The sequence below is a fragment of the Pedobacter sp. Leaf41 genome (assembly GCF_001422545.1).
Classification (GTDB): domain Bacteria; phylum Bacteroidota; class Bacteroidia; order Sphingobacteriales; family Sphingobacteriaceae; genus Pedobacter.
In genome coordinates, this window is sequence record NZ_LMLE01000011.1 from 123,201 (window position 1) to 138,334 (window position 15,134).

The window sequence follows — 15,134 nt, forward strand, 5'->3', positions numbered from 1 at the left end:
ATCACATTACATTTAGATAATATTTTACCCTAAATGAACGCTTCCTTTTCAGTCTTCCGTTACATGTTAATTCTTGTTGCCCTTACAGTAACCTCCCAAAAACTATCAGCACAACAAAAATCCATTTTAGAAACTGTTGATAAACATCAGCAGATTTACCCTTCATCATGTATTCCATCATCAATAGAAATGATTTTGAAATACAATAATAAGGTTGGCATAAATTATTTCAATTTGCAACATGGCTGGAAAAATAGAAATGACGGTTCATTTGATAATTTTGATGGCAAAACCATCAATGGATTAAAATTCCGGCATCAGTTTCAAAATAAACGAGGTGTAGGTTTTCCGCTTGATGAACTTTACAAAACAATATCTGATGAATTAGCAAATAGACGTAAGGTCGTTATTTCTTTAGTTTCAGGACAGGGAATGTGGCACATTTGGGTAATAGATGGTAAAACCGAAAGTGGCGATTTTATTGCTTACAGCCGAGATTTTAATAATGGCTATACGATGGCGGTTGCTGATGTAAAAAAACGGGTAAAAGCCATGCAAGGTACAGACATCATTACGTACAGTTCTTCAAAGAAATAGACAGGTTGCTATGTTTTACTATTTGGTTGAATAGTTTTAAATGGAGTTGTTATACCTGATTGTAGTGACATCCTTTTAGCTGGCCATTGGTGTGTAGGGCTAAGTGGCTAAAAGATACAGCGAAGAGCAGGAGGAAACTTTAAAAATACAACCGGAGCCTGCTATCCTAATCATATTAAGAGAATTTTTCAACCTTCAAATGTGAATAACCTCTCTTTACACTGTGCAATCATTTTTATTATATTTACGGCTGCCAATTTCTGTAGATAAATGAGTGAAGAATCAGATCAAAACCTAAATCCAAACGAAGAGCATAAACACACCATTACACCAATTAACGGTTTGTACGAAAATTGGTTCCTCGATTACGCATCTTATGTAATTCTGGACAGGGCAGTTCCGCATATTCATGATGGATTGAAGCCTGTTCAGCGTCGTATTATGCACTCGCTTAAGGAAATGGACGATGGACGTTTCAATAAAGCAGCAAACGTAATTGGTAATACGATGAAATATCACCCTCACGGGGATGCTTCTATCGGAGATGCGATGGTGCAGATTGGACAGAAAGATTTGCTAATTGACATGCAGGGTAACTGGGGCGACCCAATTACCGGCGATAGTGCTGCGGCACCGAGATATATTGAAGCCCGGTTATCTAAGTTCGCCAATGAAGTTGTTTTCAATCCTGATACTACAGAGTGGCAGTTGAGTTATGATGGACGTAACAACGAACCGATTACTTTACCGGTGAAATTTCCGTTGTTATTGGCACAAGGGGCAGAAGGTATTGCAGTAGGTTTGGCTACAAAGGTAATGCCTCACAATTTTATCGAATTGTTAGATGCCTCCATTGATGCCCTGAAAGGCGTTCGGCCTAATATTTTGCCCGACTTTTTTACGGGTGGAATGGCCGATTTTTCAAACTATAATGAAGGTCAGCGGGGTGGGAAAATCCGTGTTCGTGCTAAAATTACCGAAAAGGATAAAAAGACACTGGTTATAACGGAAGTTCCTTATAGTACCACTACCAGTTCCATCATTGATAGTATTTTGGCTGCCAATGATAAGGGTAAAATAAAAATCAAGAAGATTGAGGACAGTACAGCGGCTCATGTAGAAATTATTGTGCATTTAGCGCCTGGTATTTCACCGGATGTGACCATCGATGCACTTTATGCTTTTACTGCTTGTGAGGTTTCCATTTCTCCAAATACGTGTATTATTCAAGGTGACAAACCACACTTTATGAGTGTGAATGATATCTTAATTGAAAATACAAAGCATACTAAAAGTTTATTGAAAAAAGAATTGGAGATTCGCCTGCACGAGTTACAGGAGAAAATTTTCTTCAGTTCGCTTTTAAAAATATTTATTCAGGAGGGAATGTATAAAAATCCTGAATATGAAAATTCTGCCAACTTTGATACTGTAGTTGAAGTTTTACACTTGCTTTTTGATCCTTTTAAGCCATCGCTTTATCGCGAAATATTGCCTGAGGATTTTAAGAAACTGATCGATAAACCGATGAGTAGCATCACCCGGTTTGATGTGAAAAAGGCCGACGAGCAGATGAAAAACCTGGAGGATGAAATCAAAGTGGTTAAAAATCACTTGAAACATCTAACGGATTATGCCATCGCCTGGTTTCAGAAACTAAAAGATAAGTATAGCAAAGGCAGAGAACGAAAAACCGAAATCCGTTTATTTGATAGGGTAGAGGCATCAAAAGTAGCCTTGGCAAATGTTAAGTTGTATATGAACCGCGAGGATGGTTTTATTGGAACCGGTTTGCGTAAAGATGAATTTATTGCCGATTGCTCTGATATTGATGAAGTAATTGTTTTCCGTGAGGATGGAAAATGCATGATTACCAAGGTTGCTGATAAAACTTTTGTTGGTAAGGGGATTATCCATGCGCAGGTTTTTAAGAAAAACGACGAGCGAACAATTTACAACATGATTTATAAAGATGGTTCGTCAGGAACCGCTTACATCAAACGTTTTGCGGTTGTTGGGGTTACCCGAGATAAGGAATACGATTTAACTAAGGGTTCGAAAGGTTCGAAAGTTTTATATTTTACCGCTAATCCAAATGGTGAGGCAGAAGTGGTAAACGTTGCCTTAAAGCCGCATTCGAAGTTACGTAAACTGCAATTTGATCAAGATTTCGCAGAGGTTGCCATAAAAGGGCGTGGTTCGCAAGGAAATATTATTTCCAAATATCCTGTCAAGAAAATCATTCTGAAAAGCAAAGGGGTATCCACTTTATCAGGACTAAAAATTTGGTATGATGATTTACTGAAACGTTTAAATGTTGATGGACGAGGGAAGTACCTAGGCGAATTTGATGGCGATGACAGAATTTTGCAGGTTCACAAAGATGGATATTACGAACTTAGCTCTTTTGAACTCAGTAATCACTTTGATGATGGACTACTTTTGATTGAGAAGTTTGATGCCGAAAAGATATTTGCTGCTGTTCATTTTGAAGGAAAGGCACAAAATTATTTCATCAAACGCTTCAATTTTGAATTACAGACGAATGGTAAAAAGGTAGTTTTTATTAGCGAAGAACCAAAATCCAGGTTGTTATTTCTCACGTCAAATCCTGCTGCTAAAGTAGTGGTTGATGTACTGAAAGGCAAGACACAAATTCCGGAAACACTTGACTTAACATTGGCCGAACTGATAGATGTAAAAGGTTTGAAAGCCAATGGCAATCGTTTATCACCTCACGATGTTCAAAAGGTAGTTTTAGAAGAGCCTGAAATCGAAGCGGAAGAAGCTAGTGAAAATGAGGGTAGTGGAGAAGATGAAACTTCGGTTGAAGAGAACACTGTGGAGATAGAAGAAGATAATGAGGAAGCGGCTCCTGAAAACGTAGTGACTAATAAGGTTGACGAATCTATACAGGAAAAGCCAAAGCCTAAATTTGAGCGTAAGCCTGATGTGATAGCTGAAAAGCCAAGCGTGTTGGAAAAGCCACAGGCTGAAGAAGCAGTCGATGAGGCGAAAGCTGTTGAAGAACCAGTTAAGGAACCTAAAGCAGATGCGGTAAAAAATCAGCCAGCTAAAGAATCGGAGAAACCAAAAGAAGAAAAGCCTATTAAGAAAGTTGATTTTGAAATCACTAATCCAGATGATATAGAAATTGATGAGAAAGGACAATTAGGCTTATTTTAAAAGCTTAATGAAATATGAGAGTTTCTTTATTTTTATTATTTATTTCTTTTTCAAATGTTGTATTTGCTCAAGATAAAGTAGCGGAAAAAACAATTCAAAAGTTTCTGATCGATTTTAATTCAGCCAAGTACGATGATATTTACGGGACCTTTTCTAGTGGATTCAAATTGAAAATGACAAAAGAAGAAACCACTAAATATCTAAGTAAAATTCATGATATGATTGATGGTTTCAAGTCTGCAGAATTTAAATTTATGCAGGATAGAAATTTTTACTATCTTTTTTCTTGTAAAGATAAAAATATAAATGCTGATTTCCTTTGTAGTATAAATCTTGATGGTAAATTCGACTACCTAACGTTCAAAAGAATTGGGGGCTCAGGTAATCCTCCAATAGTTGGCAAGCTAAAACAATAATATCTTTCAATTACGTATCTTCTAAATATAAAAACTATATTTGCGTCACTCAAAGGGGTGCTTTTTGTTCTGCGATTTCTGTTGCAATCAAGAGGCTGAGATTACACCCATTTTAAGTGAAAAGTCAAGAGTGAAAAGTTTGAGGAATTTTCAACTTTGAACACTAAACTTTCAACTTAAATGTACCTGATTCGGATAATGCCGACGGAGGGAAGAGGTTAAATTTATCTTACTGTTTCGCCCTGAAAGCAGTTTTCAATTATTTTTTATTAGTTGGAAGACATAAAATTATTGTTAATGAATTTTCAAGAGTGGTTCAGGCTTTTCCAGGAGCAAATTTTACATACCTCGTTAATCGAATGGCTTGCCGTAGGCTTTGGCGTTTCAGAAGTGCTGCTGGCAAAGAAAAACAACATTTGGCTTTATCCTACGGGTATTGTTTCTATCTTATTATCCATGTATCTGCTTTTAAATGTAAAGCTATATGCCGAAATGTGCCTTAGTATTTACTATTTAATCATGAGCGTTTACGGTTGGATTATCTGGAAGAAACGGAAAGTTGAGGGGGCAAACCAAGTGGCCTGGAGTACTAACAATGAATTGCTCATTGCGGTTATGATTTCGGTAGTTGGCTTTTTTGTTTTCTATTTCGTATTGCGAAACCATACCGATTCAGATGTACCACTTCTCGATGCATTTGTATCAAGTACAGCCTGGGCAGGAATGTGGCTTTTGGCCAAACGTAAAATTGAAAACTGGATTTTTCTAAATGTGTCGAACATTGTAGCCATCCCGCTTCTGTTTCATAAAAAATTGCCTTTAATGGCTTGTTTAACTATTTTCTTGTTTGTAGTTGCCATTTTCGGTTTTATCGATTGGAAGAAGATTATAGGTAAAAGAAGCCTTCGAACCATTTAACACGTCAACCCTATATTAAATCAAAATCCCATGGGAAATACATTAACACAAACCTGGCAGGAAAAGGTAAAGGCATTCGCGGCATCATCTGAAAAAATGGGCGAGCTGCACCCGGAGATTTTAGAACTTGCCTATCAGGAAAATTGGTTTAAACTTTTTGTGCCCGAGATTTATGGGGGTGCAGGTAAAAAGCTTCCAGAAATATTAAGATTAGAGGAAGAACTTGCCGAAGCCGATGGAAGCTTAGGCTGGACTATTACTTTGTGTGCTGGAGCAGCATGGTTCGCGGGTTTTTTAAATCGGGAATTGGCTTTGGAAATATTTGCAGACCGAGAAGTTTGTTTTGCTGGAAGCGGTGCAGTTGGTGGTACGGCGGTTAAAACGGCTGAAGGTTATGTTGTAAACGGCCACTGGAAATATGCAAGTGGAGCTTTACACGCTACTATATTTACCGCCAATTGTGTGCTAAAAAATCCAGATGAAAGCGACGTTCAGGATGAGAACGGAAACCCGGTTATTAAATCATTTATTCTTAAGCGGGATGAAGTAGAAATTTTAGCAGGATGGTCTTACTTTGGGTTAATTGCTACCGGAAGCCATGCCTTTGAAGTGAAAGATTTAGTACTACCAACCAATAGAACTTTTACCATTAATAGTAATATCAAAGTTGCTGATGAAGGTTTTGACTATCCTTTTCTACAGCTTGCAGAAACTACTTTGGCTGTAAATAGCTTAGGTATGGCAAAACATTTTATAGCACTTGTAGAAGAAGCTTTTAAATCACGATCGGGGTTGAAGAGATACAATGAACAACAGATTTTGTTCTTCCAGTCAGAGTTGCAAAAATGTAAAGAAGAGATTGCAGATTTACGCAGCAGGTTCTATAATTCCTTCGATCAATCCTGGAACCAATTGAGTAGATCAGGAAAAATTGGAGAAAATTTACTTTCAGAAGTGAGTTTGATAAGCAGGAAACTCGCTCATGCTTGCCGACGAGCGAGTGATACTTTATTTCCGTATTGCGGATTAGAAGCTGCAAAGAAAGAAAGCGAAATCAATAGAGTTTGGCGAGACATCCATACAGCTAGCCAACATGCGTTGTTAACTTTTATAGATTAGCAATTTATTATAATGTTCTTGCTTTAATTTTTTTCAGCTCAAGTTCAAAGTTAGTAGTTGATATCTGCTCCTTCTTAGCTTTCTCGATAGCTATTTCTTGCGTTTTAATTGCTTCTTCGAAGTATCCAATTCGATATAAAATATGAGCTAACGTATCGTAATATCCCGAAATTGGATTTAATTCTATTGACCGCCGACTCCAAAGCATGGCCTTGGTTAAATAATTGATATTCTTAGTTCCAATTTCGTAAAACTTCCAGGCTGCATTGTTTAGTTCATTTGCGTAGTTATTACCTGAAGAACTTATAGATACGATAGATGATGTCACCGTTTTAATGCCGGGAAGTTTCATTAGACTATCCATTTTCTCTTTTGAAACCATCTTCTTTGCGCCCAATTGAAGCGATTGATTTTTTGAATTAACTGTATGGTTTCGCTGTTCAATTTTTTTGATGCTATCTGCACCGATATTCATGTAATGATTGTCGTAGAAATATGCTGCCGTTCTAAGGTATGAAGCAGTATCTTTCACAGTACTATAATACCAGAGCATTTGGTTATTATACGACTTATCGGCTCCACGGTAATCTCTAGACCAAGTTGACCGGGCAAAATTTGCACCTGCCATCGCTTTATTTAGATTCTTATCTTTCGCCGCAGCAATCATCGTATTTGATATAATTGCATTGTTAAATGCTACCCTTTTATATTGTGGTTCTGTTTTGTATATGCTATCTATAAGCTTTCGGTTTGTATAGGCAAGCCTGTATGCGGTGCCATCGGCATAGGGGCCGGCCTCTAGAATATAAACTACATTATCATAATTGTTAAAATCACTTATTTTTAAATTACCAACATATTGCTCTATTAAGTCTGCGTTATTCGTGATACCAATTTTCTTGCGGGCATCGATTAACTTCTTTAATGTTGCAGCGTCTCCCTTCTGTTGAGCATCCTTCTCCAGGTCTGAAATTGACTTTTCTTTAAAAGCAGCTTTTGCCCTTTCAATCATTGAAAAATATCTGTTTTTGTCTGTAGAGTTTGCAGATTCACTAAAAAATATTTCTCTGTTCGACCGAAGAAAGATATACGCAGGAAATTGTTTGATATTGCCCGAACGCATGATAGACCGCACACTGGTATCAACCATCGTAGTATTATATACTACAAAGTTTTCTTCGACTTTTGATATGACCTCTTTGTCATCTAAAGCAGATGTGAAATCTACTTTGGCATTCTCAGGTAGTTTTTTCAAGTGATCAATAGTAGGAGTATTAATGATCAGGAATACCGGCTTTCCGCTTTTTGCAGCTGTAGAGAACGCGGTGGTCAATGATTTGGCAGATTTAAGTTTTTGCGAAAAGCTGGCCAATGAAGAAATTAGAAATGCAGTAATAATTAAGATGGATTTCATGAAGAGCGTAATTGGGTGATTTAAAAAACAAAAGCCCGCAACATTGGCTGCGGGCTTAAAATATTATTGATACTGAATGTAGATCGGTTTTGGTGTAAGTTTTAGCAACTCCTCTGGTGTCATCAATCTGTTAGGTGCTTTCTTCAAATCATTTTTATAGAATAATTTGAAACCAGTAAACTGAACGGGTTCGCTTTGAATAAAATGTCTGTATGTACCTTTTTTCAATTCTGGTTCGCCCCATCCATCCATATGCATTACAACCTGTACCTCTGGGCGCAATTTAATGTTTTTAGAGTTGGTTACCATTTTCTTTGTAAAACGGTGTAAAACGAAAACTTTTGGAGGCAGGTTATATTTTTTAACCAAATCTGCTAAGTAACCTGTTACATAATTAATGTCTGCTGCATCATAAGTACCTATCTTTTTACCCGGAAGTGATCCATCTTTCATGGAGAACTCAGGATCGATACCTAAGTGTACGTAGGGTAGTTGTAAATATTTTTCGATGTGGGGTAATTCTGCCTTGATGGTACTTAATGCCACCTGAAGATCTAAAAATACGATCGTATTGGGTTGCATCTTAGAGATTTTCAAAACCGAATCAATCTGTTTATTACCCATACGGTTGATGTATTTTCCATCTTTACCTGGAGTACCGCTAGCTACTGCTGCGATGTAATGTAAACCTGGCTGAACTGGAGTAGTTGGATCTGCTTTCTCCCATTTTTTAACCTCTGTATTTAAGCGTTGCCACATTTCTTTAGGAGCGTATTCGCCTAAAGCGCCCATTTTTTTTGAGTGCAGGTTGCCATAGTAAACTACAATACGTTTAAATGGCAATATTGCTCCAGCTAGTGGCGTAGGTTGGTTTTTAACCGGCCATCTGCCTGTTGTATCACCATTAGCCAATTTTTTATCCAACGAGTCATATAGTTTTCTATCAACAGGTTTCATGATATTTACTGTTGAATCTGTTTTCTTTTTAGAAGTGTCGGCACTTGAGCCATTGCCACCGCCATTTTTGCCATCTGCTGTGCAGTTAGCAAATAAGGTTACCGTAGCAAGCCCGAGCATTAAAGTACCTGCTAATTGAGGAAGTTTCATAGATTTTATTATAGTATTAAAGTGTAGACAGTTTTTCCGAATCTGTTTTGCATGAAAGTAGGATGGAAATCCGGTAGTTTAAAATAAAGTAATTAACATTTACACATTGCAGAATTTGCCAAATACACCTAAGGGTAATTTAACGCCCGCTGTAGCTTGTAAATATAATTCTCCGGTTTCTAAATTTTTGACGCCAGGGAATGAGGTGCGAATTAAATTTTCCACAATAACGGAAGAAAATCCTAAAGAATAAGTGTTGAGAATTAAAAAATGTTCGTTCTCATCTAAAAGCTGAACAACATCTTGCATCATCTCTTGGATATGATCTTCCAATTTCCATTTTTCGCCATTTGGTCCATGACCGTAAGCTGGTGGATCGAGGATAATTCCATTGTATTTTTTTCCTCTTTTGAGTTCTTTTTTAACGAATTTTAAAGCATCTTCCACCATCCAGCGGGTATTTTTTAATCCAGAAAGTTCTTGGTTTTCATTGGCCCAGGTAACTACTTGTTTAATCGAATCAACGTGAGTGGTTTCTGCACCGGCGGCGTTCGCAATAAGCGAAGCTGCACCTGTATAAGCAAAAAGGTTTAATACTTTGGGCTGCGGTGTTTTAAATTTTTTTATGGATGATGAGATAAAATCCCAGTTTACAGCCTGCTCTGGGAAAACACCAACGTGTTTAAATGAAGTTAAGCCTAAACGTAGTTTAATGGCGACTTCGTTATTTTTATATTCGACATGCCAACGGTCTGGAATCGATTGGTTTTTCTTAACCCATTCTCCTGACGTTGCCGATCGACCTCTAAAAGTAATGTTAGCTGTTTTTTTCCACTCTTGCTCTGATAACGTTTTTTTCCAAACCGCCTGCGGTTCAGGGCGAATTAATATTGCAGTACCAAAACGTTCTAATTTTTCAAAATCCCCGCAATCAATCAGTTCATAATCTTTCCAATGGGTGGGGGCTAATAATTGTATCATGTATTAAAATAACTTTAAATTTGGATAACTTCTGATGTATTGGTCATCAGTTATCAATGTTAAATCATCTGCTACAGCTTGCGAAATGATCATTCTATCAAAAGGATCTTTGTGAATAAATGGTAAGGATAAATATACTTCGAAGTTTATTTTATTTAGTTGAAGTATCTTTATATCAAAATTGTCTAGTAAAATGTAAATGGATTTTAGGTCATCTTTGAGCCTAAGTTTTCCAATGTTCATCTTAATTGTAATTTCCCAAATACTCACAATGCTGATAAACTTTTCTGTCTGTTTATCATTTAGAATTTCAATGATCTCTTCACTTATTGAGGATTCTCCATTTATAAAGAATAAGAATATATGAGTATCAAGCAAAAAACGCATTACATGTAATCTTTAAATTCATCCAACGGTTTGTTAAAATCATCAGATATATAAAGAATAGTTCCCTTCGCTGCTCCATATAAACTTTTTGGTTCTTCAACCACATTATTATTCTCTTCAGATGGTTTGAAGAAGTTTTTAGCGTGCTTAGCTTTCAAAAAATCAATAAAATCTTCTACCTCGTTTACCATGCCTTCTGGTAAGGTTTCTAATTTTTTAATGATATTTTGCGTAGCCGTAGTCATAGCCAAATATAAGGATTTTCTTAAAACTTGTCTTTTGCAGCTTTCATGAAGCGACTTGCAAATACAAAATCATTAAGTTCTTTAATTTCTGTATGGGCAATTTCCTTGTTGCTGCCTTCCCAAAATTTCTTTCCTTCGTGTAAAAATAAAATGTAATCTCCAATACCCATTACCGAGTTCATATCGTGAGTAACCACAATCGTTGTAGTTTTAAACTCTTCAGTAAGTTCTTGGATCAGTTCATCAATAACGATAGATGTTTTTGGATCTAAACCGGAGTTTGGCTCATCACAGAATAAGTATTTCGGGTTCATCGAAATTGCCCGGGCAATACCCACACGCTTTTTCATCCCACCAGAAAGCTCTGCAGGAAAAAGTTTGTTTTTACCTGCCAGGTTTACGCGTTCTAAACAGAAGTTTACACGCTCTATCTTTTCTTTACGGGTTTGATCAGTAAACATGTTTAAAGGAAACATGATGTTATCCTCCACCGTCATACTATCAAATAAAGCCGATCCCTGGAAGAGCATTCCAATTTCTTTACGAACTTCAATGCGTTGCTCATAAGTCATTGGCGTAAAATCACGCCCATCGTATAAAACAGAACCCGAATCTGGCTGGTGCAAGCCAACCATACATTTCAAGAGCGTTGTTTTTCCAGATCCAGAGCCTCCAATAATTAAATTGGTTACTCCTTCTTCAAATTTTCCTGAAATGCCTTTTAAAACATCGTTCCCAGAGAATGATTTGTATATGTCTTTAACTTCAATCATTACAATAACAGTTGAGTAACCAAATAATCGCAAACAAGAATAGAAATACAGCTAATAACAACCGCTCTTGTACTTGCCTGTGAAACCTCTAAAGCACCACCACGAACATAGAAACCTTCATAAGCCGGTACCGAGGTAATGATGAAACCAAAAACAAAAGCCTTAACTAATGCTACAACTATAGTGTAAGGATTAAAATCTGTTGTAATCCCTTGGATATATTCGGATGGGGTTACTGCTCCGGAAATTGATCCACCAATGTAACCACCAGAAATACTTAAAAACATGGAAATGATAACCAACATGGGAACCATTGTTATTCCAGAGATAATTTTTGGAAGAATGAGGTAACCAGGTGCATTAATTCCCATAATTTCCAGTGCATCAATTTGTTCAGTAACACGCATCGAACCAATTTCTGATGAGATGGCAGAGCCTATTTTACCTGCTAAAACAATAGCACTAATGGTTGGGCTCAACTCTAAAATACTCGAATCACGGTTTACCGACCCAATAATGGTTTTAGGAATAAAATCACTTACCAACTGGAAAGCAATTTGTAAAGTCATTACAGCGCCAATAAACGTAGAAATGATGGCAATTAAACCCAAAGAACCCACGCCAACATAATCCATTTGTTTAGCGATTTCTTTGAGATATATTTTCAGTTTTTCCGGCTTTCTGAATACAGACTTGAGTAGCAGGATGTATCTGCCGAAATTGGTAAAATTCATTCCGTATGTATTGCTTAATTTAAATGATCATTTTATATTACTACAAAGAAACGATAAAAAAGTTGGAGCGCTTTGATAATTGCGAAAATATTCGTGGTTTAGAATATAAATATGGTTTTTTGTCAACAAAAATTAATTAATAACTATGAAAGCGGTAATAACAGGAGCAACAAAAGGAATTGGTAGAGCAATTGCAATTAAACTCTGGAAAGAAGGTTATCATTTGGCGCTGGTAGCTCGGGGTTTGGAAGAACTTACCGCATTACGAGATGAATTATTTCTCAGTGGGAGAACAGTTTTAGTATACGCGGTAGACTGCGCAGATAAAGATGCAGTTTATCAATTTTTACATGATGTAGAAAACGATTTTGGTTTCGCAGATGTGTTGGTTAATAATGTTGGTGCTTTTTTACCAGGAAGTATGTTGGATGAAGCCGATGATGCTTTCGAAAAACAACAAGCCCTTAATGTGAATGCGGCATATTATATAAGTAAATTTTTTGGAAAAAAAATGCGTACAGATCAACGTGGGCATATATTCAATATTTGTTCGGTAGCAAGTAAAGCCCCTGTAGAAAATGGTGGAAGTTATAGTGTAACAAAAGCAGCGATGTTAAGTCTTAACAATGTATTGCGGCAAGAGTTAGCTTCTCACAACGTTAAAGTAACTGCTTTTTTGCCGGGTTCAACAAAAACCTCATCCTGGGAGGGGACGACTATTCCGGATGAAAAATTTGTACAGCCCGAAGATATTGCAGAAACTTTATTTACCATTTTAAACTTAAGTAAAGGGGTAAATGTTGATGAGGTTTTGATTACTCCGCTGAATTTTTAAACACACACAAAATGAACAGCGTTATGGAAAAGAAGCTTTTTAGAAACGAACACGATAAGATGATTGCCGGTGTAGCTTCTGGACTTGCAGATTACATGCAAGTAGAGGTTACCATAGTGAGGCTATTATTTGTGCTATCAACCATATTTATGGCTGGAGCCGGCTTAATTGCTTATATCGTAATGTGGATTATCGTGCCGGTTAACAATGACCCATCGTTAAAATTCACAAAATTTAATGATTATTTTAACAAAAATAATCCAAATACACCGCCATTTGGGAATTCAAATCCTTTTGGAGGAACTACCAATACTGGAAATACAAACTGGTCTCAACCGATAAACGAAACGGAGAAAAAACCATTTGAAACGCAGCCAGATTTTGGTAAAATGAGCAAGCCGAACGATGCTGGAAGAACCGTGGCTGGTTTACTCCTTTTGGTAATTGGTTGCATATTTTTGATGCGGGAGCTTGACTTTATTCCCGAGTGGTTTACCATCCGCAACTTCTTCAAGTTTATGTGGCCGCTTATTTTTATCGCTTTAGGAATTGGCATTATTGCGAAATCAAAAAGAAAAAATGAATGGGCATCATTCCAAAATCAACAAGCCCAGGAGGAAGAAAAAAAGGCTGCCGATTTTACTGAAACTACAGTGGTAGAAGAGGAACCCAAAAACGACAACAATTCAACATCAACTACTCACCCTCAAGCATAAACATTATGAAAATAGATAGATTAATTTGGGGTATTTTACTGCTTTTTATTGGTGGTGTACTTCTACTAGAAAACTTTGGTGTTATTGATTTTTACTGGCGTAGCATTTGGGGCTTTTGGCCTGTGTTTCTAATCATTGCTGGTTTAAACATATTATTCAATAGAAACAATTCGCAAACCGGTAGCATCATTTCGGTTGGAGTTTTAGTTTTGGCATTGGCATTTTTATTTTATAAAGGCCAACAAGAACCTAGTCAAAGTGGTTGGTGGGGCCATAAGTTTAAGAAAGATATCGATATTACTATCGATGATAGCGGCAATGACAACGATGATGAAAGTGACCACACCGATACTGCATTTAACAGCTTGAAATTGGCGGAGCCTTTTGTTGAAGCAGAAAATACTAAGAAAACCGTTTTAAATATTTCCGGTGGAGGAATTTCATTCAACCTGGACGGCGAAACATCTGAACTGATTAATGCCCAGGTTAAAAAGAGCCATGGTAATTTTTCGTTAAAGAAATTAATTACCGATTCGGCAACTGTGCTTACTTTTAGCATGGACGATAGAAAAAGCAAATGGAAATTTGGCGAAAATGGTAACGATGTAGATTTTAAACTGAACAAAGCTGCCAATTGGGATATTCTGATGAAGCTTGGTGCTGGTGAAGCCAATTTCGATTTCGCCGATTACAAAGTTCGTACTTTCCGTTTTGATGGTGGTGCAGCAGCGCTGGATATTAAATTCGGCGACTTACTTCCCATTACTGATGTGATTGTAAAATCGGGAGTGGCTGACGTGAAAATTAAAGTGCCAACCAATTCCGGTTGTCGCATTAAAACAAAAACAGGCTTATCTGCAAAAGATTTTGAAGGTTTTGAAAAACTAAGCGATGGCGTTTATGAAACCTCAAACTATAAAACATCAACCAAAAAGATTTTTATCAATTTAGACGGCGGATTAAGTAGCTTTGAAGTGTCAAGGTATTAGAAAGCTCAAAGAATAAAGCGAAGAGCTGGATGCTGTTCGTAAATAAAATATTAATCATACAAAGCCCTCCTTTCTGGGGAGGGTTTGGAGGGGCTTATGGAATACACAGTTGTAATTAATGGAAAACCTCAAGGCCCATATAGTTTAGCTGAACTTAAAAATTTAGATATTACACCCAATACATTCATTCGCAAACCTGGAATGGATGACTATAAAGAAGCTCACGCGATGGAAGAATTGCGTGAGCTTTTGGGTTTTAAGTATCAAAAGACAGCACCTCAATATTTTGCCGCTTTCGATCAGCGATTGTTGGCTTCGGTGATTGACCATTTCATCATCTTTGGATTTTACTCGGTTATCATTTTAGTTAGCTTTGTTTTTATCGAAGGGAAAGATGCCCGGATAATGGCATTTTTGATTCCATTTCCATCAATTTTTATCATCAAGCTTATTTATGGGAGTGTTGCCGAATCTTCAGCTTCACAAGCTACAATAGGGAAAAAATTACTCAACATTAAGGTAACCGATCTCGAAGGATCACGGATTTCATTTAGTAGATCCTTAGCCAGAAATTTCTCCAAAATCCTTTCCGTAGTGCCAGTTTTTTTTGGTTATTTGTACAGCTTCCTCAATAAGAAAAACCAGTGCTGGCACGATATTGCAGCCGATGCGCTGGTGATTAAAGATAGGCTGATATAGAATAAAAGTCATTCTCTC

The 15,134-nt window shown here is 37.0% G+C and carries 16 protein-coding genes; 9 read left to right on the top strand and 7 right to left on the bottom strand.

What is annotated here, in order from left to right; genetic code table 11:
• Window positions 1-33: 33 nt before the first annotated feature.
• The 5 genes from ASE92_RS18205 to ASE92_RS18225 all read left to right on the top strand — a co-directional run bounded on the left by ASE92_RS18205 (window position 34) and on the right by ASE92_RS18225 (window position 6,236).
• A complete protein-coding gene (locus ASE92_RS18205) occupies window positions 34-597 on the top strand; it encodes a hypothetical protein (RefSeq protein ID WP_157255789.1) in 564 nt (187 codons plus the stop codon).
• 270 nt (window positions 598-867) lie between these two features.
• Window positions 868-3,783, top strand: a complete 2,916-nt coding sequence (locus tag ASE92_RS18210; RefSeq protein WP_056851557.1) for a DNA gyrase/topoisomerase IV subunit A — start codon at window positions 868-870, stop codon at window positions 3,781-3,783.
• Window positions 3,784-3,797: 14 nt separating this feature from the next.
• Window positions 3,798-4,199, top strand: a complete 402-nt coding sequence (locus ASE92_RS18215; RefSeq protein ID WP_056851558.1) for a hypothetical protein — start codon at window positions 3,798-3,800, stop codon at window positions 4,197-4,199.
• Window positions 4,200-4,496: 297 nt separating this feature from the next.
• Complete coding sequence (gene pnuC, locus ASE92_RS18220) at window positions 4,497-5,117, top strand: nicotinamide riboside transporter PnuC (RefSeq protein WP_056851559.1); 621 nt, start codon at window positions 4,497-4,499, stop codon at window positions 5,115-5,117.
• A 30-nt stretch (window positions 5,118-5,147) separates the two neighbouring features.
• Window positions 5,148-6,236, top strand: coding sequence for an acyl-CoA dehydrogenase family protein (locus ASE92_RS18225; RefSeq protein ID WP_056851560.1), 1,089 nt, complete (start codon window positions 5,148-5,150; stop codon window positions 6,234-6,236).
• A 7-nt stretch (window positions 6,237-6,243) separates the two neighbouring features.
• On the opposite strand, the gene ASE92_RS18230 is transcribed toward ASE92_RS18225, so the two are convergent.
• From ASE92_RS18230 to ASE92_RS18260, 7 genes are all read right to left on the bottom strand, one after another.
• Window positions 6,244-7,650, bottom strand: coding sequence for a hypothetical protein (locus ASE92_RS18230; RefSeq protein WP_056851561.1), 1,407 nt, complete (start codon window positions 7,648-7,650; stop codon window positions 6,244-6,246).
• Between the two features lie 63 nt (window positions 7,651-7,713).
• Window positions 7,714-8,757, bottom strand: a complete 1,044-nt coding sequence (locus ASE92_RS18235; protein ID WP_056851562.1) for a hypothetical protein — start codon at window positions 8,755-8,757, stop codon at window positions 7,714-7,716.
• Window positions 8,758-8,856: 99 nt separating this feature from the next.
• Window positions 8,857-9,738 (bottom strand): class I SAM-dependent methyltransferase, encoded by an 882-nt coding sequence (locus ASE92_RS18240; protein WP_056851563.1) that lies wholly within the window; start codon window positions 9,736-9,738, stop codon window positions 8,857-8,859.
• A gap of 3 nt (window positions 9,739-9,741) precedes the next feature.
• Complete coding sequence (locus ASE92_RS18245; RefSeq protein WP_056851564.1) at window positions 9,742-10,125, bottom strand: type II toxin-antitoxin system VapC family toxin; 384 nt, start codon at window positions 10,123-10,125, stop codon at window positions 9,742-9,744.
• Window positions 10,125-10,370: a DUF2281 domain-containing protein gene (locus tag ASE92_RS18250; protein WP_056851565.1), complete on the bottom strand. Its 246-nt coding sequence runs from the start codon at window positions 10,368-10,370 to the stop codon at window positions 10,125-10,127. Before ASE92_RS18250 ends, ASE92_RS18245 begins: the two co-directional genes overlap by 1 nt.
• Before the next feature lie 20 nt (window positions 10,371-10,390).
• Window positions 10,391-11,143: an ABC transporter ATP-binding protein gene (locus ASE92_RS18255; RefSeq protein ID WP_056851566.1), complete on the bottom strand. Its 753-nt coding sequence runs from the start codon at window positions 11,141-11,143 to the stop codon at window positions 10,391-10,393.
• On the bottom strand, window positions 11,143-11,877 hold the full coding sequence (locus tag ASE92_RS18260) for an ABC transporter permease (protein WP_056851567.1): 735 nt from the start codon (window positions 11,875-11,877) through the stop codon (window positions 11,143-11,145). Before ASE92_RS18260 ends, ASE92_RS18255 begins: the two co-directional genes overlap by 1 nt.
• Before the next feature lie 145 nt (window positions 11,878-12,022).
• Between ASE92_RS18260 and ASE92_RS18265 the strand changes: the two genes are divergently transcribed.
• The 4 genes from ASE92_RS18265 to ASE92_RS18280 all read left to right on the top strand — a co-directional run bounded on the left by ASE92_RS18265 (window position 12,023) and on the right by ASE92_RS18280 (window position 15,116).
• Window positions 12,023-12,712 carry an SDR family oxidoreductase gene (locus tag ASE92_RS18265; protein ID WP_056851568.1) on the top strand — a complete coding sequence of 230 codons (690 nt, stop codon included), beginning with the start codon at window positions 12,023-12,025 and terminating at the stop codon, window positions 12,710-12,712.
• Window positions 12,713-12,735: 23 nt separating this feature from the next.
• Window positions 12,736-13,428 (top strand): PspC domain-containing protein, encoded by a 693-nt coding sequence (locus ASE92_RS18270; protein WP_162237774.1) that lies wholly within the window; start codon window positions 12,736-12,738, stop codon window positions 13,426-13,428.
• 5 nt (window positions 13,429-13,433) lie between these two features.
• Window positions 13,434-14,417, top strand: a complete 984-nt coding sequence (locus ASE92_RS18275) for a LiaI-LiaF-like domain-containing protein (protein ID WP_056851570.1) — start codon at window positions 13,434-13,436, stop codon at window positions 14,415-14,417.
• Window positions 14,418-14,513: 96 nt separating this feature from the next.
• Window positions 14,514-15,116 (top strand): RDD family protein, encoded by a 603-nt coding sequence (locus tag ASE92_RS18280; protein ID WP_056851571.1) that lies wholly within the window; start codon window positions 14,514-14,516, stop codon window positions 15,114-15,116.
• Window positions 15,117-15,134 lie beyond the last annotated feature (18 nt).